The 20,302-nt window shown below is 71.8% G+C and carries 22 protein-coding genes; 9 read left to right on the top strand and 13 right to left on the bottom strand.

Translation table 11 applies throughout. The features are described 5' to 3' along the window. The first annotated feature begins 3 nt into the window (after positions 1 to 3). The 3 genes from J7F03_RS11885 (at position 4) to J7F03_RS11875 (ending at position 2,544) form a co-directional block, all read left to right on the top strand. Positions 4 to 1,230 carry a glycosyltransferase gene (locus tag J7F03_RS11885; RefSeq protein ID WP_214948692.1) on the top strand — a complete coding sequence of 409 codons (1,227 nt, stop codon included), beginning with the start codon at positions 4 to 6 and terminating at the stop codon, positions 1,228 to 1,230. A 280-nt stretch (positions 1,231 to 1,510) separates the two neighbouring features. Then, a complete protein-coding gene (locus tag J7F03_RS11880) occupies positions 1,511 to 2,275 on the top strand; it encodes an alpha/beta fold hydrolase (RefSeq protein ID WP_214948691.1) in 765 nt (254 codons plus the stop codon). Positions 2,276 to 2,340: 65 nt separating this feature from the next. Then, the gene (locus J7F03_RS11875; protein WP_251071784.1) at positions 2,341 to 2,544 is read left to right on the top strand and encodes a hypothetical protein; all 204 of its coding nucleotides are present in this window, start codon (positions 2,341 to 2,343) and stop codon (positions 2,542 to 2,544) included. Positions 2,545 to 2,554: 10 nt separating this feature from the next. Here the strand turns inward: J7F03_RS11875 and J7F03_RS11870 are convergent, their stop codons facing one another. Beyond that, positions 2,555 to 3,406, bottom strand: coding sequence for a YhjD/YihY/BrkB family envelope integrity protein (locus tag J7F03_RS11870; RefSeq protein WP_308379380.1), 852 nt, complete (start codon positions 3,404 to 3,406; stop codon positions 2,555 to 2,557). A gap of 246 nt (positions 3,407 to 3,652) precedes the next feature. On the opposite strand from J7F03_RS11870, the gene J7F03_RS11865 reads away from it, so the two are divergent. Then, a complete protein-coding gene (locus J7F03_RS11865; protein ID WP_308379378.1) occupies positions 3,653 to 4,225 on the top strand; it encodes a potassium channel family protein in 573 nt (190 codons plus the stop codon). A gap of 58 nt (positions 4,226 to 4,283) precedes the next feature. Further along, entirely contained in the window at positions 4,284 to 5,627 is a 1,344-nt protein-coding gene (locus J7F03_RS11860) for a chloride channel protein (protein ID WP_214948690.1), read from the top strand. On the opposite strand, the gene J7F03_RS11855 is transcribed toward J7F03_RS11860, so the two are convergent. Then, a complete protein-coding gene (locus J7F03_RS11855) occupies positions 5,620 to 6,228 on the bottom strand; it encodes a transcriptional regulator (RefSeq protein WP_251071783.1) in 609 nt (202 codons plus the stop codon). The two genes, J7F03_RS11860 and J7F03_RS11855, sit on opposite strands and share 8 nt — an antisense overlap. Here J7F03_RS11855 and J7F03_RS11850 point away from each other — a divergent pair. Further along, positions 6,227 to 6,730, top strand: a complete 504-nt coding sequence (locus tag J7F03_RS11850) for an alpha/beta fold hydrolase (RefSeq protein ID WP_214948689.1) — start codon at positions 6,227 to 6,229, stop codon at positions 6,728 to 6,730. The genes J7F03_RS11855 and J7F03_RS11850 overlap by 2 nt on opposite strands. A 4-nt stretch (positions 6,731 to 6,734) precedes the next feature. On the opposite strand, the gene J7F03_RS11845 is transcribed toward J7F03_RS11850, so the two are convergent. The 5 genes from J7F03_RS11845 to J7F03_RS11825 all read right to left on the bottom strand — a co-directional run bounded on the left by J7F03_RS11845 (position 6,735) and on the right by J7F03_RS11825 (position 11,057). Further along, on the bottom strand, positions 6,735 to 7,289 hold the full coding sequence (locus tag J7F03_RS11845; RefSeq protein WP_214948688.1) for an NADPH-dependent FMN reductase: 555 nt from the start codon (positions 7,287 to 7,289) through the stop codon (positions 6,735 to 6,737). Positions 7,290 to 7,337: 48 nt separating this feature from the next. Further along, entirely contained in the window at positions 7,338 to 8,810 is a 1,473-nt protein-coding gene (locus J7F03_RS11840; protein WP_214948687.1) for a hypothetical protein, read from the bottom strand. 14 nt (positions 8,811 to 8,824) lie between these two features. After that, entirely contained in the window at positions 8,825 to 9,829 is a 1,005-nt protein-coding gene (locus J7F03_RS11835) for a hypothetical protein (RefSeq protein ID WP_214948686.1), read from the bottom strand. A gap of 162 nt (positions 9,830 to 9,991) precedes the next feature. Then, on the bottom strand, positions 9,992 to 10,531 hold the full coding sequence (locus J7F03_RS11830; RefSeq protein ID WP_214948685.1) for a hypothetical protein: 540 nt from the start codon (positions 10,529 to 10,531) through the stop codon (positions 9,992 to 9,994). A gap of 154 nt (positions 10,532 to 10,685) precedes the next feature. Continuing rightward, positions 10,686 to 11,057 (bottom strand): hypothetical protein, encoded by a 372-nt coding sequence (locus J7F03_RS11825; RefSeq protein ID WP_214948684.1) that lies wholly within the window; start codon positions 11,055 to 11,057, stop codon positions 10,686 to 10,688. Positions 11,058 to 11,250: 193 nt separating this feature from the next. Between J7F03_RS11825 and J7F03_RS11820 the strand changes: the two genes are divergently transcribed. Beyond that, positions 11,251 to 11,661, top strand: coding sequence for a hypothetical protein (locus J7F03_RS11820; protein WP_214948683.1), 411 nt, complete (start codon positions 11,251 to 11,253; stop codon positions 11,659 to 11,661). Between the two features lie 72 nt (positions 11,662 to 11,733). On the opposite strand, the gene J7F03_RS11815 is transcribed toward J7F03_RS11820, so the two are convergent. The 4 genes from J7F03_RS11815 to J7F03_RS11800 form a co-directional block, all read right to left on the bottom strand. Continuing rightward, positions 11,734 to 14,139 carry an excinuclease ABC subunit UvrA gene (locus J7F03_RS11815; RefSeq protein WP_214948682.1) on the bottom strand — a complete coding sequence of 802 codons (2,406 nt, stop codon included), beginning with the start codon at positions 14,137 to 14,139 and terminating at the stop codon, positions 11,734 to 11,736. A gap of 81 nt (positions 14,140 to 14,220) precedes the next feature. Further along, entirely contained in the window at positions 14,221 to 14,637 is a 417-nt protein-coding gene (locus tag J7F03_RS11810) for a VOC family protein (RefSeq protein WP_214948681.1), read from the bottom strand. Positions 14,638 to 14,647: 10 nt separating this feature from the next. Further along, the gene (locus J7F03_RS11805) at positions 14,648 to 15,067 is read right to left on the bottom strand and encodes a helix-turn-helix domain-containing protein (protein WP_214948680.1); all 420 of its coding nucleotides are present in this window, start codon (positions 15,065 to 15,067) and stop codon (positions 14,648 to 14,650) included. Positions 15,068 to 15,221: 154 nt separating this feature from the next. Further along, positions 15,222 to 16,550 (bottom strand): WD40 repeat domain-containing protein, encoded by a 1,329-nt coding sequence (locus J7F03_RS11800; protein WP_214948679.1) that lies wholly within the window; start codon positions 16,548 to 16,550, stop codon positions 15,222 to 15,224. A 204-nt stretch (positions 16,551 to 16,754) separates the two neighbouring features. Between J7F03_RS11800 and J7F03_RS11795 the strand changes: the two genes are divergently transcribed. After that, complete coding sequence (locus J7F03_RS11795; protein WP_251071782.1) at positions 16,755 to 16,916, top strand: hypothetical protein; 162 nt, start codon at positions 16,755 to 16,757, stop codon at positions 16,914 to 16,916. Positions 16,917 to 16,920: 4 nt separating this feature from the next. Here J7F03_RS11795 and J7F03_RS11790 read toward each other — a convergent pair whose 3' ends face one another. Together J7F03_RS11790 and J7F03_RS11785 are read right to left on the bottom strand one after the other, a co-directional pair. Continuing rightward, positions 16,921 to 18,573, bottom strand: coding sequence for an alpha/beta hydrolase (locus tag J7F03_RS11790; protein ID WP_251071781.1), 1,653 nt, complete (start codon positions 18,571 to 18,573; stop codon positions 16,921 to 16,923). Beyond that, positions 18,482 to 19,696 (bottom strand): RNA-guided endonuclease TnpB family protein, encoded by a 1,215-nt coding sequence (locus J7F03_RS11785; RefSeq protein WP_214948677.1) that lies wholly within the window; start codon positions 19,694 to 19,696, stop codon positions 18,482 to 18,484. Before J7F03_RS11785 ends, J7F03_RS11790 begins: the two co-directional genes overlap by 92 nt. 51 nt (positions 19,697 to 19,747) lie before the next feature. On the opposite strand from J7F03_RS11785, the gene tnpA reads away from it, so the two are divergent. Beyond that, positions 19,748 to 20,176, top strand: coding sequence for an IS200/IS605 family transposase (gene tnpA / locus J7F03_RS11780; RefSeq protein WP_214948676.1), 429 nt, complete (start codon positions 19,748 to 19,750; stop codon positions 20,174 to 20,176). Positions 20,177 to 20,302: the final 126 nt, after the last annotated feature.

Here is a 20,302-nt window from a genome sequence, read left to right as displayed (position 1 = left end):
AAAATGCGTGTGTTGTTGATGGCCTGCGGATCGCGCGGGGACATCGAACCGATGATCGGCCTCGCGGTGCGGTTGCGGGCACTCGGTGCGGAAGTGCGGATGTGCGCGCCGCCGGACTTCACGGAGCTGCTGGAAGGTGCCGGCGTCCCGATGGTGCCGATCGGCCGGCCGCTGCGCCCGATGGTGAAGGGGGCGGTGACCGGGACCAAGCCGCAGCCGCCGTCGAGCCTGCCCCAGCGCGCGGCCGAGATGGTCGCCACGACCTACGAGGCCGTCGCCCCGGCGGCCGAGGGATACGACCTGATGGTGGCGACCGGCTTGATGCCGGCCGCGGCCGGCGCGCGGGCGGTGGCCGAGAAACTGGGCATCCCTTACGTGTTCGTGGCCTACTTCCCGACGTACCTGCCGTCGCCGCACCACCCGCCGCTCGTGTGGCCGGGCCGGTCGCTCCCGCCGGAGGTTACGGACAACCGGGTGCTGTGGGACCTGAACACCGAGCACATGAACGAACTGTTCGGCCAGGGGATCAACACTCACCGGGCGTCGATCGGCCTGCCCCCGGTGGACAACGCCCGCGACCACATTCTCACCGACCGGCCGTTGCTCGCTGCGGACCCGGTCCTGGGCCCGTGGCCGGAGCCCGCGGACCTCGACGTGGTGCAGACCGGCACGTGGTTCCGGCCGGAGGACGAGCGCCCGCTCCCGGCCGATCTGGAAGCGTTCCTGGAGGCCGGCACACCGCCGGTGTACGTGGGCTTCGGCAGCATCCCCATGCGCGACCCGGAGGACGTCGCCAAGGCGGCCATCGAGGCGGTCCGCGCGCAGGGCCGCCGCGTGCTCCTCGGGAGCGGCTGGGCCGACCTGGCCCTGACCGACGACCAGGACGACTGCTTCGCCATCGGCGAGGCCAACCATCACGCACTGTTCCCCCGGGTGGCCGCGGTCGTGCACCACGGCGGCGCGGGCACCACGACGACGGCCGCCCGGGCCGGCGCGCCCCAGGTGGTCGTACCCCAGTTCGCGGACCAGCCGTACTGGGCCGGCCGGGTCGCCGAACTGGGCATCGGAGCGGCCCACGACGGTCCGAACCCGACCTTCGAATCCCTGTCGGCCGCCCTCAGGACGGCCCTGACCCCCGAGACGCAAGCACGGGCGAAGGCCGTCGCCGGCACGATCCGCACCGACGGGGCGACGGTGGCCGCGAAGCTGCTGCTCGACATGGTCGCCTGAGAAGGGGTTCGATTCCCGTCATCGCTCGGACACAACAGCCCCAGGTCAGTGACCTGGGTCTGTTGTGTTGCCTACGCCTGGGCAGGGGCTCCGCGGCGCTTGCGCAACTGATCCCAAGGCGGGCCGCCCGGGTCACAGCCTCCCCGCGGCCGACGTGTAGGACCTGCGGCTGGGGACCAGCGGCCCGGGGTGTCGCGTTGCCATCCCCTGACGGAGGTCGCGAGACTTGATCGCCGGTGACCGCCGGCCGCCCGCGACCACCTGATGAGCAGGGGATGTTGTGACAGGACAGGTCCTTCCGCACGACGTACTGGGCACCGGCAGCGAACGAGCCCTCCTGCTGCACAACTGGTTCGGCGACCGGTCGAGCTTCGACCCGATGCGCGAACACTTGAACGGGGACGCGTTCAGCTACGCGTTCCTGGACTGCCGCGGGTACGGCGAGGCGATCGACACCGACGGCACGTTCACGATGCAGGAGGTCGCCGAGGACGCCCTCGCCGTGGCCGACCACCTGGGCTGGGAGTCCTTCTCGGTCATCGGCCACTCCATGGGCGGCAAGGCCGCCCAGCTGATGCTGCTGGACGCCCCGTCGCGCATCCGCTCGATCATCGGCATCTCGGCGGTGCCCGCGTCCGGTTTCCCGCTCGAGGGCGAGATGTGGGAGCTGTTCGCCGGGGCCGCGAGGAATCCCGCCAACCGCAGGGCGATCATCGACCACACCACCGGCGGGCAGCGCGACAGCGCATGGCTGGACGCCATGGTCAGCCACTCGGTGGGGCGCTCCTCGGCGACGGCCTTCCGCGCGTACCTGGACTCCTGGGCGCGCGTCGACGTCCACGAGCGGGTGGAAGGCAACCCGGCCCCGGTCCTCCTCCTGGCGGGTGCGAACGACCCGGCGCTGGGACCCGAGGCCATGCGGGCCACTTGGATGCAGTGGTACCCGAATGCCCAGCTCGAGGTGCTCCAGAACACCGGGCACTACGCACCGGAGGAGTCCCCCGAGGCCGTCGCCGCGGCGGTCGAGCGGTACCTCGGCCGCTGAGGCCTCAGGATAGGGCGGCCAGGGTCCGCGCGACGAGTCGCCCGCCCGGGCGGGTCGGCACCTGGGTGCAGGCCCACCGGCGCCTGCTCACCACCGGCGTACTGCTCGTACTCGCGCTCGTGTTCGCGCTGTGGAACCACCCGACGGTGCTCACCGTCCTGCTGCTGGCCCTCATCCTGCTCGCCGTACTCGCCGTCCTCTCCCTGCTCGCGGCCGGCGGCCGCACCTCCGACCAGGCCGGGCGGGCAGGGCAGGCCGGGGAGCGGTAGCCGCGTGGCGTCACGGCGTCGAGGGGGCGACGGGCGTGCGGAGCCAGCCGGCCGGGAGCGGTTCGTGGGCCACCACGTACCCGACGGCGATGGCGAGGGTGATGACGATGAAGAGCATGATGAGCCAGGACAGCAGGACGAAGACCGAGCCGAGGCTGCCGAACTGCTCCATGCTGCGCTGGACGGCATGGGGCATGTAGATCCTCGACGCCAGTGACAGGAGCTGCTCCCCGACCCCGGCCAGCACCGCGCCGGGCAGCAGCGGCAGCCACGGGATCCGGCCGCCGAGCAGCAGGTGCTGCGTCCACCACCACAGCAGCGTTCCGCTGATCACGGCGAGGGCGAAACCGGCGGCCCGGCCGGTGCCGAAGGCCGTCTGCACCGGCCCCTGGAACAGCAGGGCGATCAGCCATACGACGAGCCAGGCCACCCACCGCCACGCGGCGACCCGGGCCTTGGCCTTGCGCAGGTGCCAGGAGCGCTCGCACGTCTTCTGCAGGGCGCGGCTGCACGCGGTCGCCGACAACAGCGTCACCACGACCCCCACCCAGCCCGTGCTCACGGTCGCCGTGGGATCGGTGGCGGAGTACACGGAGCGCACCGGGTCCAGTGCGGCGCCCTGGAGCCCCAGTGTCGTACGGATGGACGAGATCAGCTGGTCCTGGAGCCAGGCGGGGGCGAGCGCCGCCATGACGAAGACGGCCGGCACGGCGCCGAGGAAGGCCTGGGCAGCCAGCCTGGTCGCGCAGTCCAGGATCCTCACGGTCGCGAGCTGCTCCAGGAGCCGGCCCAGCAGCGGGGTGTGTTTCCGCATCCAGCCGGGGACGGCGCGCAGGAGGGGTCCGGCCTCCGGTTCGGGCACGGTGGAACTCCTCGGGGCGCGGTTCGCGGCGGCAGCGACCGCCCTTCCACGAGAACAATGACGGAATCGCCCGTATCCGGCATTTCGCCACTCGGTCTGGTCGCTCTCGCGCTCCTCCCCGGAGTGCGAGTCGATCAGACGAATGCTGCAATGGCCGGAGAGCTCCGTCCGCCAGGGGAGGGGCGCGGGAACCGCCCGGTCGTGCGCGAGGAGTCGTCATGAGGGAGAAGCCGAAGACACGGGCCCGTGCTGCTGTCTGAGCCGGGCCGTCGGCACCGCCGCTTGCTGGCGGAGCACCTGCTCCGCTCGGCGGCCTCGGTCGTCCTGCTCACGGCGCTGTACTACCTGGTCCCCCTGGAGGGCGGGTTCGGCGTCCTGACCCTCGTACTGCTGGTACTCGGCCTGGCCCTCTTCAGCGGCCTGGTCGCCTGGCAGATCACCGCCATCACCCATGCGGAGTATCCGCGGCTGCGCGCCATCGAGGCGCTGGCCACCGCCGTCCCGCTGTTCCTGGTGCTGTTCTCCGCGACGTACTTCCTCTTCTCGAAGGAGCTTCCGCAGTCGTTCTCGGAGCCGCTGAGCCGGACCGACGCCCTGTATTTCACCGTCACCGTGTTCGCGACCGTGGGATTCGGGGACATCGCGCCCACGAGCCAGGCCGCCCGTGCGCTGACGACCGGGCAGATGATCGCCGATCTGATCGTGGTGGGAGTGATCGCCAAGGTCCTCTTCGGCGCGGTCAGGATCGGGGTGCGCAGGCGAGGGGAGGTCGCGCGATCGCCGGTGGACGAGTCGTGGTTCCCCGAGGACGAGGCGTGATCGCCAGAGGACGAGTCGTTGCCGGCCGGGCCCGGCGACCCCAGGAAGGAAGAGGCCCATGACGGAGCCGCGTACCGGATCCGGCCCGCCGGCCGGCGGAACGCAACCGCGGGAGGCCGACCTGCTGCGGCACATGCTCCGCAGTCCCGGCTATCTCAAGGTGCTCGGCTTCTGCGCGCTCATCGGCATCCCGGTGTCCCTCGCCGCCTTCTGGTTCCTCGTCCTGCTGCACGAACTGGAGCACGCGCTGTGGGCGGACCTGCCCCACGCCGTGGGCCTGGACGCCCCGCCCTGGTGGTGGCCCTTCCCCCTGCTGCTCGTCGCCGGAACCGTCGTCGGCCTGGTCGTCACCCACCTGCCCGGTGCGGGCGGCCACGTCCCCGCCGCCGGACTGAACACCGCGGGCCCTTCGTCGGCCGCGCTGCCCGGTGTCATCCTCGCGGCGGTGGCCTGCCTGCCGTTCGGCGCCGTTCTCGGACCGGAGGCCCCGCTGATCGCCCTGGGCGGCGGCCTGGCCCTGGTGTTCCGGAACCTCGCGCGGGCGCCGGCGACCCCGCGGAGCGTCGCCCTCCTGGGCGCGGCCGGAGCGGCGGCGGCCATCTCCGCGATCTTCGGCAACCCGCTGATCGCCGCGGTGCTCCTCATCGAGGTCGCGGGGGTGGGCGGGCCGCAGTTGTTCGCGGTCATGCTCCCTTCCCTGCTCTCCAGCGGAGTCGGCGCCCTGGTGTTCACGGGACTCGGCCGCTGGACCGGGCTGGAGACGGGCGACCTCTCCTTGAAACTGTCAGCACCGGTCCCGCGCCTGGACGTTCCGGACGTGCTCTGGGCGCTGGTCATCGCCGTGGCCCTGGCCGCGGTCCTGCACCCGCTGCTGGCAGGTGCCCGGCGGATCGCCGTCTACGTCGCGGCGCGGCCGCTCGTACGGACCGTCCTGTGCGCCCTCGGCGCCGCGGCCTGCGCCGCCCTCTACGCCCTGATCACCGGCCGCTCACCCGTGAACGTCGCCTCCTCCGGCCAGTCCACCCTCGCCGAACTGGCCGCCGACCCGCACGCGTGGGGTATCGGCGCACTGCTCGCCGTCCTGCTGTTCAAGGGCGCCGCCTACACGCTCTGCCTCGGCAGCCTGCGGGGCGGCCCCGTGTTCCCGGCACTCTTCCTCGGCGCCGCGGCGGGCATCCTGCTCTCGCCCCTGCCGGGTCTGGGCGTCGTACCGGCGATGGCGGCGGGCATGGCCGCAGCCTCGGCCACCACGCTGCGGCTGCCGGTGAGCAGCGTGGTGCTCGTGGTCCTGCTCCTGGGCGGCTCCGCCATGATGCCCGTCGTGATCCTCGCGGCCGTCGTCGCCTTCGTCGTCACCGAGCTGCTGCCGCTCGGGCCCGCGGCGCCCGGGCCGTCTACGTGAACTGCTCGCTGCCCACCACCCGCAGGAGGGCCAGGCGGTCGGCCGAGTCCGTCCCGGGCGGCGGGGTGAGCAGGATCAGTCGCTGGTCGCCCTCCGTGGCGAGGAGCACCTGGCAGTCGAGGTCCACGGGGCCGACGACCGGGTGGATCACGCGCATGCGGCTGTGGCGGCGGACGGCGACCTCATGCAGTTCCCACAGGTCGGCGAACTCCTCGCTGGCCTCCCGCAGCCGCTCCACCAGGCGGGTCGCGGCCGGGTCCGCGGCCCGCCGGGCGACGGCCGCGCGCAGGTCCGCGACGTGGACCCGGCTGTACCGCTCGTGTTCGTCGGCCGGGTAGGCGTCGCGCGCGGCCGGGTCGGCGAACCAGCGCCAGATCACGTTGCGGCCGTGCTCGGACACCGTGCACACGCCGCCCAGCAGGTTGCGCGCCATGTCGTTCTGGGCCAGTACGTCGCCCAGGTCGCCGAGGACCTGGGCCGGGGTTCCGGGCAGCTGGTCCAGCAGGTGCAGCAGGCCCGCGCCGACCTGGTCGCCGGCGATGCGTCCGGCGGGCGGGCGGTGCCCGGCGAGCAGGTGGAGGTGGTCGCGGGGCTTCTCCATGGGCGCGCCGGTGTCCGCCGCCGTCGCCGCCCTGCGCCCCGACCTCGTACGCCGGCTGATCCTGGTCGCCGGATGGGCCCACACCGACGGCGACGAGTACCTGCGCAACCTCTTCGCCCTGTGGAAGCAGCTCGGCACCTGCGACCCGGCCGCCTTCGGGCGCTCGGTCGCCATGACCGGCTTCAGCCGCCGGTTCCTCAACGCGATCGGCCGCGAGCAGGTGGAACTCCTGATCCCCAACATGCCGCCCACCCCCGGCACCCTGCGCCACGTGGACCTCGACACCCGCATCGACATCCGCGCCCTGCTGCCGCGCATCGCGGCCCAGACGCTCGTCATCGGCGCCGCCCTGGACATCACCGTCCCGGTGGAGAACAGCCGCGCCCTGCACGCCGCGATCGCGATGAGCACGTACGCCGAGATCGACGCCGGGCACGTCGCGTTCTTCGAGAAGGAGGACGAATTCGTCAAGCTGGTCGACGAGTTCACGCTCGCCCGTTGAATCCCTACGAGGACGGGGACGGGGACGGGGGCGCGGCCAGCAGTGCGAGCACCTCGCCGAGCTGCTCGCGCACCCCCTCATCGGTGATGATCCCGTCCGCGCCCACCATCCCGCGGTCCACGGGAATCCGTGCGCACGCCGGCTCCACGACGTCGGCGCCGGTATAGCCGAGCACCGTCCGCAGCGCGGCCTCGGCGCCCTGGCCGCGCCCCGGGGCGGCCGCGTTCACCCAGGCGACCGGCTTGTCGCAGATCTCGGTGCCGCCGACCGTCCAGTCCAGCAGGTTCTTGAACGAACCGGGCAGGGTGCCCGCGTACTCCGGGGTGCAGATCAGGACCGCCGCCGCCTCGCCGATCGCCGCGCGCAGCCCGGCCACGGGGGCCGGCAGCGGATCGGCGTCGTCGTCGGGGTTGAAGTGGGGAAGCTCCCCCAGCCCGTCGTAGTGGACGGTCCGCACCCGCGAGGGCGCCACGGCCTCCGCGGTGCGCAGCACGCACTCGTTGGTGGAGCCGGACCTCAGGCTTCCCGACAGCAACAGGATCACAGGCAGCGTAGACATCCGCCCAACCTACGTCCGCGTCCGCGCCGTTGCCGAGGGCAGGTGGTCCTACTGGTCGGCGGGCGCCTCGTAATCGTAGTGCGGACCACTCAGCGGCTCGTGGTGGTCCTCCTGGTGCAAGGCGTTCAGCTTGCCCGTGCCCGGCCCGAGGAGGAACGGCTGTCCGTGGTCGGAGAGCTTGAACTCGGCACGCTCGCCCGTCGGCAGGGTGATGGTCACCTCCACCGTGAACCCGAAAGTGACCTGCTCGGGGCCGATGACGGCGGAGATCCCGGCGGCGCCGGGGCCGCCGCTCAGTTCCGCCCTGGAGAGGGTGAACTCCTCGTCCACGGCGAGCGGCATCGTCTTGCCCACGCCCTGCTCGGGAGTCCAGTACGGGTCGTACCTCAGCGAGCCGCTGGGAAACGGACCCAGCGCGTGCAGCGTGTCGGGGTACAGGTTCCGTACGATGTCCGGCCTGTCGTACCCGGCGTGCGCGTCCACGCCGGACGGCGCGCACGAGTACCGGTAGCGCTGCCCGGCGTCCTCCCGGACCGATTCGAGCCGTACCGCCGCGTCCAGTACGGCCCCCTCCGTACCGGCGGGCCCACTGATCTCGAGTTGGAGCTCGTGCTCCCCGGCCGGGACACCACCGCCCCGCAGTACGGACGCGTACATGCGGCGGCAGGCCACGCCGCCCAGGGTCGCCTCGCCGCCCACGTCCTTCGCCGGGTCCTGGGGCCTGTCGGACTCCACCTCCCAGCTCTCCCGCCTCGGCACCAGTACGGCGGCCACGGAGACTCCGGCCCGGGTGGGCCGCGGATCGCCGAAGGCCCGGGACAACGGGCGCGGTACGTTGAGCGCCTCGTCGGCGGAGGTGGCGAGCGGGGTCGCCGGTGGGGCGAGGGCGAAGGGCCGGCCGTCGTCGTCCACGCGGACGGTGGTCCGCCCGCCGTCCTCCTCCACGTCCAGTTCGAGCCACCAGGCGCAGGTGCAGTCGGCCGTCGTGACGCTGACCATTCCGGTGGCCGAGCCACCGGCCCGCACGGGAAGCACGGCGTTCTCCCGGGGGGCCTCGGCGTCCAGTGAGAGGCGGACGGGCAGCACCGGTTTGTCGTCGGCCATCGTCAGGGCGCCCTGCCGTTCGTCTCCGCCGTTGGAGGCGCAGCCGACGTCGTCCCCCCGCGGGGCGGGCAGCCGCGGCCCCTTGACCACGCGGATTCCGCGCACGACCGCCGCGCGGGAGGGTGACGCCCCGACGGCGTAGGCGACCGTGACCTGCCCGCGGGGCACGGCGCGCGCTTCGGTGGCCCACCCGAACAGCGGGGCGCAGCCCAGCGCGTCGCGCATCAGAGCGGCCGGCGGCTTCTGGCCGAGCCGCGGCAGGGTCGCGGTCCAGGGGTCCCCGTTCACCCCGAGCAGTGGCGCACCGGTCGCGTGCACGCCGGAGGCGGGCGGTACGGGGAACCGCGCGCGCAGCCCCGCAACGGTGAGGGCCGAGCACAGCGCGAGGACGAGGACGGCGGCGGTCACGGCGGCCACGGAACGGCCCCTCTTCATCCGGTGGTCCCGGCGGTACCGGCGACCCACCCGCGGCCGTCGCAACGGAATCCCGTGCTCCAGGTCGGGATTCCCTGGGCGAGGGCGAAGGGGCGGCCCGCCTGGTCCACGAGGAGGTGCTGCGGCCCGTCTCCCTGCGTGTAGGTGACGTCGAGCACGAACTCGTAGGTGACGGCCGGACCCGTCACGTTGTCCGCTTTGATCTCTATGTCGAAGTAGGCGGGATCCCCCTGGGCCGCCATCTGGACCACGCTGCTGGGGTACTGCCCGGTCGGGACGCCCGCGGGGTCCCGCTCCACGGCGGGCCGCTCGGGGGTGGACAGATCGAGGAACACCCGGGTGACCTGAGAGCCTCCCTGGGGTCCTCCGCAGTGGAAGAGCGGACCGTCGGGCGCGGGGTGCTTGCGCTCGATCCGGGCGCGGACGGAGGTGATGGTGGCGGGCGTGCGGGTGAAGTTCGTGAGGATCAGCCGGACCCGCATCATGCCCGCGTTGGTACCGCCTTCGGTGACCATGTGGGCGAGCGTGGCCTCGGGGTCGTTGAAGCGCATCGGGTCCTTGTCGTACGCCGAGCCCGGCGCGGACCGCACCAGGTGGTGGTCGCTCAACAGGTCCCACCAGACCTCGGAGCTCGCGCTGATCCGGGGAGCACCGGGCGGGGGTTCGCGCACCGACCAGATGTCGAGGTACGCGGACACGACCGCGGCGACGACGGCGCTGAGCACCACCCCGGCGGCGGCCAGCATCACCGTGCCGAGCCGTCCCCAGGGCGGCCGGGAGGCAACCGGCTCGGGCTCGGACTGCGGCGCTGCCGTCCCGGCCTCGCCTTCGGGCTCCGGCTCCGGCTCGGCTCCAGCTTCGGCTTCGGCTTCGGCTTCGGGCTCGGGCTCGGCCCCAGCTTCGGCTTCGGGCTCAGGCCCAGGCTCGGCCTCGGGATCGGCTGCCGGTTGCGCTTCGGCATCCGGGCCCAAGGGTTCCGGCTCGCTGCGCGTCTGCGTCATGGCTCCCCCAAGCCTTGGCCTTGCGCACACCCGGCCCTCCGGGGTGCCGCCATGGTGCGGCACACCACGGCTCCGGACAGAGACGAAAAGCAGCCGGATCCGGAAAACGGGCGGCGCGTTCCCGCCCATGTCCGCCTTGGGACCGCGCCCCGTGGTCCGTACTCAGCTCTCGGCGGCGCTCTGCCCGGCCCAGGTGATCGAGCCGTCGCAATTGGCCTCGGTGAACTGGCGGGCCATGGAGGCATCGCCGGAGCGGGCCCTGGAGGCGGCCTCCTCGGCGAAGCGTCGGCCGTCCGGATCCTGCGGTCCGTAGGTGGGGAGGACCTCTTCGAGGACCTTGAGCGCGGCGCCGGCGGACGCCTGGTCCCCGCGCTCGTACGCATCGTCCCAGGACCGGTACCAGGCACAGGAGTTGGCTATCTCGAGGATGACCCTCTCGCTGCCCGCGGGGGCCGCCTCGGCGGCGCCGGGAGCGCTGTTCCCGGAGAGCCGGTCCAGGTCGGGGTGGTAGTCGGCGGGCCAGCTGTAGGTGCGGTAGGTCTGGCGCAGCGCGGTGTCGAAGCCCTCCCGGTCCAGGAACCGGACGGCCGGGCCGGACTGTTGGGACGGGGACGGGGACGACCCGCCCGAGCAGCTCGCCAGGGCGAACAGGGCGGCGACGAGCGTGCCGGCGGCGGCAAGGGACTTCACGGCGGACTTCACGGTCGGGCCTCTCTCGGCGGGTACGGGCAGTCGGGGCGGGCGGTCGGGGCAGGCGGTCGGGGCAGGCGGGTGGCGCGGGCCGAGCCGGAAGGGGCTCGACGGCCCGGGCCACCCGCCGACGGCCGGCGGTAAGCGGGCGAAAGGCGGGAAACGGCTATTCGTTCCACCAGAGGGTCCCGTTTATGGTGCCCTCGCCCCCAGCGCTTTGTACGGCCAGGCAGAATTTGGCGCCGGACTTGAAATTGGTCCCGAGGTGCTTGCGGTATTCCTCGGCAGTGGTGAACGTGCCCCGTACGTTCCGGTCGGAGCACTTGTACCAGGCCAGCTTCATGGCTCCGCCGTAGGAGACCTTCACGTCGACGTTCGATCCGGCGACGCTGATGGTGCGTTCCGTCGTGAACCACGTGGTCGTGCCGTTCTTGAACGGTACGGAGATCGTCGTCGACGTGGCGTGCGCGGCCCCGGATCCGATGATCAGGGACGCCGCCGCCAGGGGCAGGACGAGAAACTTCTTGGACAGGCGCATTTCTCCTCTTTCTCCATTCTCTTGCCTTCACCGTGGACGGGGTTTCGCTGCCCGCCTTGTTCTGAGGAAGAGTTTTCCGGGCATCCGGTGGCGGCGGAAGGGAGAAGAGGTGACACCAACCACTCCCGAGAGTTTGATGTCATGGACAATGGCCTGGCGTACCGACCGGATTTCGAACCAACGGGGGTCCCACATGACAACGCACCAGCCCGACGTCGTGGTCGACTGGGCCAAGGGCGGCACCGCGATCCGATGGACCGGACCCGACGGGGACGTCGAGAAGCTGTGCGGGGTCCCGCCGGAAGCCGTCATGGCGTGGCGGGAGGGCGGCGAGACGCTGGTGCTGGTGGTGGAAGCGCTGGACTGCGCGCCCTTCACGCCCTCGGACAACGCGGTGGTCTTCCGGGCCGACGGCTCGGAGCGCTTGCGGCTGCGCCCGCCGCGCGACCTGGTGGGGAACCCGGACGACGTGCACGGCTTCTCCTCCGTCCACCCGCAGGACGGGCGGCCGCTCATCCTCATGGCCACGCGCACCGGGGGCGATTTCCAGGGCCGCATCGACCTGGAGTCCGGTGAGATCACGGACACCAACACCTGGCGCTGAAAGACCGGCGGGCCGCGGTGGTGTCGACCACCGCGGCCCGCCGCGTCGTTCGCCCGCTCGCTACGGGGCCGGTCAGGCGCCCACGTACTCCGAGAGGTGTTCGCCGGTGAGGGTGGAGCGGGCGGCCACCAGGTCGGCGGGCGTGCCCTCGAAGACGATCCGGCCGCCGTCGTGGCCCGCGCCGGGGCCGAGGTCGATGATCCAGTCGGCGTGCGCCATGACCGCCTGGTGGTGTTCGACGACGATCACCGACTTGCCGGAGTCGACGAGCCTGTCGAGCAGCCCGAGCAGCTGCTCGACGTCGGCGAGGTGGAGGCCGGCGGTGGGCTCGTCGAGGACGTAGACCCCGCCCTTCTCGCCCATGTGCGTGGCCAGCTTGAGGCGTTGCCGCTCGCCGCCGGACAGCGTGGTGAGCGGCTGGCCGAGGCTGAGGTAGCCGAGCCCGACGTCGGCGAGCCGGCCGAGGATGCGGTGCGCGGCCGGCGTGCGCGCCTCGCCGGCGCCGAAGAACTCCTCGGCCTCGGACACCGGCATCGCGAGGACCTCGCTGATGTCGCGGCCGCCGAGGTGGTGTTCCAGTACCGAGGCGTGGAACCGCTTCCCCTCGCACTCCTCGCAGGTGGTGGCCACGCCGGCCATCATCGCCAGGTCGGTGTAGATGACGCCGGCGCCGTTGCAACCGGGGCAGGCACCCTCGGAGTTGGCGCTGAACAGCGCAGGCTTCACGCTGTTGGCCTTGGCGAAGGCCTTGCGGATCGGGTCGAGCAGTCCCGTGTACGTCGCCGGGTTGCTCCGCCGGGAACCGCGGATCGCGCCCTGGCCGATCGCGACGACACCCTCGCCGGCGGCCGCGGGGCCGCCCACCAGCGACCCGTGCACGAGCGAGCTCTTGCCGGAGCCGGCGACGCCCGTGACGACGACGAGGACCCCGAGCGGTACGTCGACGTCGACGCCGCGCAGGTTGTGCGTCGTCGCGCCGCGGATCTCCAGCTTGCCGACCGGCTCGCGCACCTTCTCCTTGAGGCTCGCACGGTCGCCGAAGTGGCGGCCGGTGATGGTGTCGCCGGTCCGCAGCCCCTCGACGGTGCCCTCGAAGCAGATCGTGCCGCCGCCGGTACCGGCGCCGGGGCCGAGGTCGACGACGTGGTCGGCGATCGCGATCGTCTCCGGCTTGTGCTCCACGACGAGGACCGTGTTGCCCTTGTCCCGCAGCCGCAGCAGGAGGCCGTTCATCCGCCGGATGTCATGGGGGTGCAGGCCGACGGTGGGCTCGTCGAAGACGTAGGTGACGTCGGTGAGCGAGGAGCCGAGGTGGCGGATCATCTTGACGCGCTGGGCCTCGCCGCCCGACAGCGTGCCCGACGGCCGGTCGAGCGAGAGGTAGCCCAGGCCGATCTCCACGAACGAGTCGAGGGTCTGCCGCAGCGTGGCGAGGAGGGGCGCCACCGAGGGCTCGTCGAGGTCGCGGACCCATTTCGCCAGGTCGCTGATCTGCATCGCGCACGCGTCGGCGATGCTGATCTTCTTGATCTTCGAGGACCGGGCTCCCTCGCTGAGCCGGGTGCCGTCGCACTCGGGACAGACGGTGAACGTCACCGCCCGGTCCACGAACGCCCGGATGTGCGACTGCAGCGAGTCCACGTCCTTCGACAGCATCGACTTCTGGATCTTCGGGATGAGGCCCTCGTACGTCAGGTTGATCCCGTCGACCTTGATCTTGGTCGGCTCCTTGTGGAGCAGGTCCTGCAGCTCGCGCTTGGTGTACTTGCGGATCGGCTTGTCCGGGTCGAAGAAGCCGCAGCCGCCGAAGATGCGGCCGTACCAGCCGTCCATGCTGTAGCCGGGGATCGTGAGCGCGCCCTCGTTGAGCGACTTGCTGTCGTCGTACAGCGCGGTGAGGTCGATGTCGTTGACCGAGCCTCGGCCTTCGCATCGCGGACACATGCCGCCGGTGATGCTGAAGCTGCGCCGCTCCTTCACCTTCTGCCCGCCGCGCTCCACGGTGACCGCGCCCGCACCGCTGATCGAGGCGACGTTGAAGGAGAAGGCCTTGGGCGAGCCGATGTGCGGCTGCCCGAGCCGGCTGAAGAGGATGCGCAGCATCGCGCTGGCGTCGGTGGCGGTGCCGACCGTGGAGCGGGGGTCGGCGCCCATCCGCTGCTGGTCGACGGTGATCACGGTCGTCAGCCCGTCGAGCACGTCGACCTCGGGCCGCGCCAGGGTCGGCATGAAGCCCTGGACGAAGGCGCTGTAGGTCTCGTTGATCATGCGCTGCGACTCGGCTGCGATCGTGCCGAACACCAGCGAGCTCTTGCCCGAGCCGGAGACCCCGGTGAACACCGTCAGCCGGCGCTTGGGGAGCTCGACGCTGACGTCCTTGAGGTTGTTCACGCGCGCGCCGTGTACGCGGATCAGATCGTGGCTGTCCGCCGCGTGCGGCACCGGCACCGACGTGTCCGTCCCCTTGGCCCTGCTCATCGTGTGGTGCCTCCATCTGTCGGGCGGGGCCCTCGTGTTGGGCCCCGCCGGAGTCTGCCGGATACCTGCCGCGGCGGGTACCTACTTTTTGCGGGGCTGGTTGAAGCGGAGCATGTTGCCGGCCGGGTCTCGGAAGGCGCAGTCGCGGACGCCGTACGGCTGGTCGACCGGTTCCTGCAGGACTTCGCCGCCGGCCGCCTGGATGCGCTCGAAGGTGGCGTCGACGTCGTCGGTGGAGAAGATCACGCCGCGCAGCATGCCCTTGGCCAGCAGCTCGGCCATCGCCTGGCGGTCGGCCGGGGAGGCGAGGGGGTCGGCGAGCGGCGGTTCGAGGACGATCTCCACGTCCGGCTGCGCGGGTGAGCCGACGGTCACCCAGCGCATCCCCTCGAATCCGACGTCGTTGCGGACCTCCAGGCCCAGGACATCGCGGTAGAAGGCGATCGCCTTGTCGTGGTCGTCGACTGCGATGAAGCACTGGGAAAGGTTGATGTTCATGGCTTCGACGCTACGAGGCGGCGGCCGATTTCGCTTCTCCGATCCTGACCGGTCTCGTACGGATCTTGGCGACGCACGCCGGAATGGGGGCGCCGGCCTCGTGGCGGCGGGCCCGGTAGGCGCTGGGGCTCTCGCCGACCAGCTCGCTGAAGCGCGAGCTGAACCATCCCAGCGAGGTACAGCCGACGGCGAAGCAGACCTCGGTCACGCTCATGTCGCCCCGCCGCAGCAGCGCCTTCGCCCGCTCGACGCGGCGGGTCATCAGGTAGTTGTACGGGGTCTCCCCGTAGGCGGTCTTGAAGCTGCGGGAGAAGTGTCCGCGCGACATGAGCGCGGCCCGCGCCAGAGCGGGGACGTCCAGTGGCTGCGCGTAGTCGCGGTCCATCGCGTCCCGGGCCCGGCGCAGGCGGACCAGATCCTCCAGCGTCATACCCACCAGCATCGCACGGAGCCGGTGGCCCGTCCCGGGCCTGCGGGGACCGGCGCGGACAGGACCGTCACCACGTAGGCCACCATGGCGGGGTGCTCGTTCCACGAGCCCTTCGGCCTCGGCGTCGCAGCCCGCCCGCCTGCCGGGCCGGGCGTCAGCCGGTGTCGCCGTGGGGCGGGATCCACACCTGGACGACGTCGGTGTCGCCGACCGCGGCCAGCAGCCCGCCGTCCGGGGAGAACGCGACGCAATAGACCTCGGAGTACGGGGTCTCCAAGGGGTCGGTGAGCGGCAGGCCGTCTGCCGCGTGCCACAAGCGGACGGTCCCGTCCAGGCCCGCCCCGGCCAGGAGCCGCCCGTCGGGCGAGAACGCGACGGCGCTCACCGCGTCCGTGGACGTGGACGAAACCTCGCGGACGGGTCCGGATGCCAACGCGAGCGGGTCCCACAATCCCACCGACCCACGGGGGCCGGCTACGGCGATCAGCGAGCCATCGGGCGAGAAGGCCGCGCCGTAACATCCGTCGAGGACCGTGTCCCCTGCCGGCGCCCACGTGGCCGAGGACCACAGCCGGAGCGCTCCCCTGGAGCCGCCCGCCGCGAGCAGGGCGCCATCGGGCGAGAACCCCAGCGCTTCCGACCAGAACCCGGCGTTCAGCGTCGTGATCAGCTCCCGGGTGGCGGTGTCCCACAGGTGCACGAGCCCCCTGGGTCCCCCCGCGGCCACGGTCCTGCCGTCGGGGGAGACCGCCACCGCGTCACGGACCCCCTTGCCATCGGGCAGGCGTCCCCCGACGGGATTGCGGTAGCTCAGGTCCCAGAGCCAGACCGTTCCGTCCTCCGCCACCGACGCGAGCCGCCGCCCGTCGCCGGAGAACGCCAGATCCCGGACGATGTCCTGGTGTCCGACCAGGGGATCGGCCGCGTCCTCCCCCGTGGCGGGATCCCGCAGGTACACCGAGCCGTCGCTGCCGCCGAGGGCGAGGTAGCGCCCGTCCGGCGAGAAGGCCAGCGTGTCGTACGACTCGGCGGGGGCCGTGAAGGGCGTCAGGGAAACGACACGGCCTCGGACCAGGACGTCCGCGAGGGCCCGGACCGCCATCGGGCTCACGGCTCCTGCGATCGGCTCCGCCGGTGCGCAGACGCCGGTCCGCCTGCCCTGCGTCCGCAGCTGGTCGAGGGCGCGCCACCGCGTGCGCCACGCCTCCATCTCGGGGGCCCTGCGGTCGACGGCGCACTGCCTGCCGTCCTCGTCGTACGACAGCAGGGTGTGTACCAGGGACATCAGGCTGTCCATCCGCTGCAGCCGCTTGCCGCTGAACGCCTCGCTGAGGGCCGCCGTCGACAGCGGGCTGGTGCCCCGAAGGCCGTCGGCGCGCGACACGATCTTCTTCAGGACCGGACCTCCCCGCTCTTCCCGCAGTCGCCGCAACTGCTCCGCGAACTGGTCGAGGCCCGCCTGGAATTCGGTTGCGTTCGACACGCTGACCCTCCGCAATTCGCCGCGTTCGGCGCCCAGGCTAAGCGAGTCGAGGATGCACCGAACCGAACTTCGCCCGAATTCACCGCGGTTACGACTTCGTTCGTGCGATGCAGGTCAGCGGCCTGTACCTCTGCTGCCATGGGACCCATGACGCACTCCCAGGAATCACGGCAACCTCAGGTCCCCCCTCCGATCGGTCCGTTCATGACCGTGCGCACCGCGCTCATCCTGCTCTCCTCCGCCGCCGTCGGCGCGACCACCGGCGGGCTCACCGTCCTCGCCGACGCCGGGCCGGCGGCGGCCGTCCTGGCCGGACTGGCCGCCGCCGGGGCCTCCGTGTCGGCCCTGCACGCCCTCATCCAGTGACCGCTCAGCCGTCCGCGCAAGTGGTGTCGCGGGCGGGGCGGTGGCCCGTCGTGAGGTACGTGGTGACCGTGCGGTCGGCGCAGGGGTTGCCGTTGCCGAGGTAGGAGCCGTGGCCGCCGTGGCCGACGGTGAGGAGGCGGGCGCGGGAGCCGAGGGCGGCGCGCATCTTCAGGGCCCCGGAGTACGGGGTCGCCGGGTCGCGGAGGTTCTGGATCATCAGGATGTTCTTCGGTCCCTCGTCGGTGATGCGGGTCGGGCGTTCGGCGGGGGCGTCCTTCCAGAAGGCGCACGGGGTGATGTTCGCCGGCATTCCGGCCGTCAGGGGGTGTGCGGCACGGTCCGCCGCGACCGCGCTCGCGTAGCCGGCCGGGTCCTTCGGCCATGCCGTGTCGTTGCAGATGACGCCGACCATCAGCGACGCGTCCGTGTCCGGCAGCGGCCCGGCGAGCTCCTTGGGCAGCGCCGGTACGGCGGCCGGGTCCTGGGCGGAGCGGACGAGGCGGGCGAAGGCGGGGAAGAAGGCGTCGCCGTAGAGGGAGTTCTGCATGGCCTGGCGCAGCACGTTGCCGGTCAGCGGGACGCCGGGGACGTCCGAGGGCTTGGGATCGCGGTCCAGCCGGGCCGCGAGGGCAAGGAACAACGGGCGTACGTCGTCCGGGTGCTCGGCGAGGCGCAGGCCCTCGGCGTCCCTGGCCGGGTCCGCCGCCCAGGCCGCGAAGTCGGGGAAGCGGTCCTCGGCGCCCCGCGCCATGTTCGCGAGCCAGCCCCGCGCGACCCGCGTCGGGTCCGGGTCCCCGCTGCTGTCCAGCACCAGGCGGTCGGTGCGCTGCGGGAACTTCTGCGCGTACACGGCCCCCACGTAGGCCCCGTAGGAGACGCCCCACGCCGACAGCTTCCGCTCGCCGAGCGCCTCGCGGAAGCGGTCGATGTCGCGCGCCTGGTTGGCCGTGGTGAAACTGCGCAGCTCCGGGCCGCCGTTCGCGGCGCAGGCTTCGGCCACCCGGCGGGAGCGGGCGGTGTTCTCCTCGATGCCGCCGTCCGGCCCGGCCCAGGAGCGCAAGGTCACCAGGTGCCGGTCGGCCTCGTCGGTGAGGCACCGGGCGGTCACGCTCCCGCCGACCCCGCGCGGGTCGAGCGCGACGAGGTCGTAGGCCCCCGCCATCTCCCCCGCCAGGGCGGTCCCCTTCTGCGACAGCCGCTGCACGCCGGAGCCGCCCGGCCCGCCGGGGATCACCATCAGCGCCCCGCGCCGGGCGGCCGGGCGGGTGCTGGGCAGCCGGGACACCGCGAGGGAGACCTGCGGGCCGTCCGGATCGGCGTAGTCGAGGGGAACGGCCAGCTTCGCGCACTGCTGGCCGGGGAGGTGGCCGGTGTGCGCGCAGTCCGCCCATGCGAGGGCCGGCGGGGAGGCGGGAGCGGACGAGGGCGCGGAAGAGGCCGTCGCCGCGGTCGCCGCGGTGCCCGTCAGGGTGGTGGTGACTGCGGCGGCGCAGAGGGCGAGGAAGGCGGCCTTGCGGCGGTAAGTGGTCGTGACTCCTCCCCCTCCTAAAGAAGGGGGCTTCTCGCTATGCCGGTTGAGGCTCGCGACGGACCAGCCCGGCCCGTAGAACGTTGACAGCGCCCACCGTGTCCGCGTGCGCCAGGTGGCCGCAGGCAACGCAGTGGAACTTGTCCTGTGTGGGCCGGTTCTCCTTGGCGGTGTGCCCGCATTCGGGGCATCGCCGGGAAGTGTTGCGGGGGTCGACGGCGATCACTTCCCGGCCGGCGCTTTCAGCCTTGCTCGTGAGGATCGTGAGGAACACCCCCCATCCGGCATCGGAGATTGAGCGGTTCAGTCCGGTCTTGGCGGTGGCCCCGTTGGGCAGGAAGCTGCCCGGCTGCTCGGGGTCGGGCTTCGGCGCGACGGTCTTGACCATGTTGCGGATCGTCAGGTTCTCGTGCGCGATGAAGTCGTGTTCACGGACCAGACCGAGGGCGGTCTTGTGCGCGTGGTCGAGGCGCTGGCGACGGACTTTGCCGTGCAGCTTGGCGACCTTCTCGACGGCACGACGGTGGTTCGCGGTGCGCTTGTCGCGGCGGACGCGGGGGAACTTGCTCAGGGCCTGCTGTGCGGCGGCGAGCCGGTTCGCGTTGGCGGGGCCGTGGCGCGGGTTGGGGACGAAAGTCCCGTTCGAGTCGGCGAGGAAGTTCGCGATACCCATGTCGATGCCGACCACGCTGCCGGTCGCAGGGAGCGGCTCGGGCTGATCCTGCTCGGCAGTCAGGACGACGAACCACTTACGGCCCTCACGCTTGACCGACACGGTCTTGACCCTGCCGACCACGGGCCGGTGCTGGTGGACCTTGACGTGCCCGACACCCTGGAGGCGGACGCGGGTCACGGGGTCGTGCGGGGTGGCGTCCCAGCGGCAGCCGTCGCCGTCCTTGGGGAAGTCCACCGTGTCGAACCAGTTCATGCCACGGAAGCGCGGGTAGCCGGGGGTGTCGCCGGACTTGACCCGGCGGAAGAACGCGGCGAACGCCTTGTCGAGCCGGCGCAGGGTGGCCTGCTGGGAGGAGAACGACCAACGGCCTTGACGGTCCGGGTCGAACGCCCGGATGTCCTTGAGCTGCCCGGACTGCTGCCCGTACTTGATGCTCGTCTTCGACACGTGACGGTAGGCGTCGCGGCGTTCCTGCAACGCCCCGTTGTAGAGCGAGCAGTGATCGCGCAGCATCTCGCCCAGCGCGATCGCCTGGCCCACGGTGGGCCGCATGAGGAACTTGTACGCACGGATCACCCGACCCACCCCCTTTCGGTCTGGATGCGTTGATCATACTACGCTTGGGGTATGTCACCACGCTGGGAACCAAACCCCGATATTCGCACCGGCCGTCACGTCGCCTACAACCTGCACGCACACTTGGTGTTCGTAACTAAGTACAGGCGCGGGGTATTCGATGACGCGATGCTCAAGCGTTGCGAAGAGATCATGCGGGAGGTCTGCGCCAGCTTCGAGACCGAGTTGCGCGAGTTCAACGGCGAGGCCGATCACGTGCACCTTCTGGTGCACTACCCGCCGAAGGTCGCCCTGTCCAAGCTGATCAACTCCCTCAAGGGGGTCAGCTCCAGGTACCTGCGCGCCGAGTACACCGGCCGGATCAACCGGATCGGCATGGGATCGGTCTTCTGGTCCCGCTCCTACTTCGCGGGCTCCTGCGGTGGCGCGCCGCTGACCGTGATCCGCCAGTACATCGAAGGACAGAAGCGCCCTATCTGACCGTCACGACGGAGGCGCGGAGAACTCCGGCGCTCCGCGCCTCCGGTCTTAGGATGCGTTTCCCTCCCCAGCTAAAGCAGGGGATACCCACGCAAGATCAGTGATGGCAGCCGGCGGCAACGCGGT

Source organism: Streptomyces sp. ISL-43 (assembly GCF_018614195.1).
Classification (GTDB): Bacteria; Actinomycetota; Actinomycetes; order Streptomycetales; family Streptomycetaceae; genus Streptomyces.
Note: the sequence above shows the minus strand (reverse complement) of the source record. Positions and strands in the feature narration are given on the sequence as shown.

Bases quoted from the DNA above. Each gene is read 5' to 3' on its own strand.
- J7F03_RS11845 (WP_214948688.1), bottom strand. From the start codon at position 7,289: ATGTCTACGCTGCCTGTGATCCTGTTGCTGTCGGGAAGCCTGAGGTCC.
- J7F03_RS11810 (WP_214948681.1), bottom strand. From the start codon at position 14,637: ATGAACATCAACCTTTCCCAGTGCTTCATCGCAGTCGACGACCACGAC.
- tnpA (WP_214948676.1), top strand. From the start codon at position 19,748: ATGTCACCACGCTGGGAACCAAACCCCGATATTCGCACCGGCCGTCAC.
- J7F03_RS11835 (WP_214948686.1), bottom strand. From the start codon at position 9,829: ATGACGCAGACGCGCAGCGAGCCGGAACCCTTGGGCCCGGATGCCGAA.
- J7F03_RS11825 (WP_214948684.1), bottom strand. From the start codon at position 11,057: ATGCGCCTGTCCAAGAAGTTTCTCGTCCTGCCCCTGGCGGCGGCGTCC.
- J7F03_RS11820 (WP_214948683.1), top strand. From the start codon at position 11,251: ATGACAACGCACCAGCCCGACGTCGTGGTCGACTGGGCCAAGGGCGGC.
- J7F03_RS11795 (WP_251071782.1), top strand. From the start codon at position 16,755: ATGACCGTGCGCACCGCGCTCATCCTGCTCTCCTCCGCCGCCGTCGGC.
- J7F03_RS11815 (WP_214948682.1), bottom strand. From the start codon at position 14,139: ATGAGCAGGGCCAAGGGGACGGACACGTCGGTGCCGGTGCCGCACGCG.
- J7F03_RS11885 (WP_214948692.1), top strand. From the start codon at position 4: ATGCGTGTGTTGTTGATGGCCTGCGGATCGCGCGGGGACATCGAACCG.
- J7F03_RS11855 (WP_251071783.1), bottom strand. From the start codon at position 6,228: ATGGAGAAGCCCCGCGACCACCTCCACCTGCTCGCCGGGCACCGCCCG.
- J7F03_RS11805 (WP_214948680.1), bottom strand. From the start codon at position 15,067: ATGACGCTGGAGGATCTGGTCCGCCTGCGCCGGGCCCGGGACGCGATG.
- J7F03_RS11850 (WP_214948689.1), top strand. From the start codon at position 6,227: ATGGGCGCGCCGGTGTCCGCCGCCGTCGCCGCCCTGCGCCCCGACCTC.
- J7F03_RS11860 (WP_214948690.1), top strand. From the start codon at position 4,284: ATGACGGAGCCGCGTACCGGATCCGGCCCGCCGGCCGGCGGAACGCAA.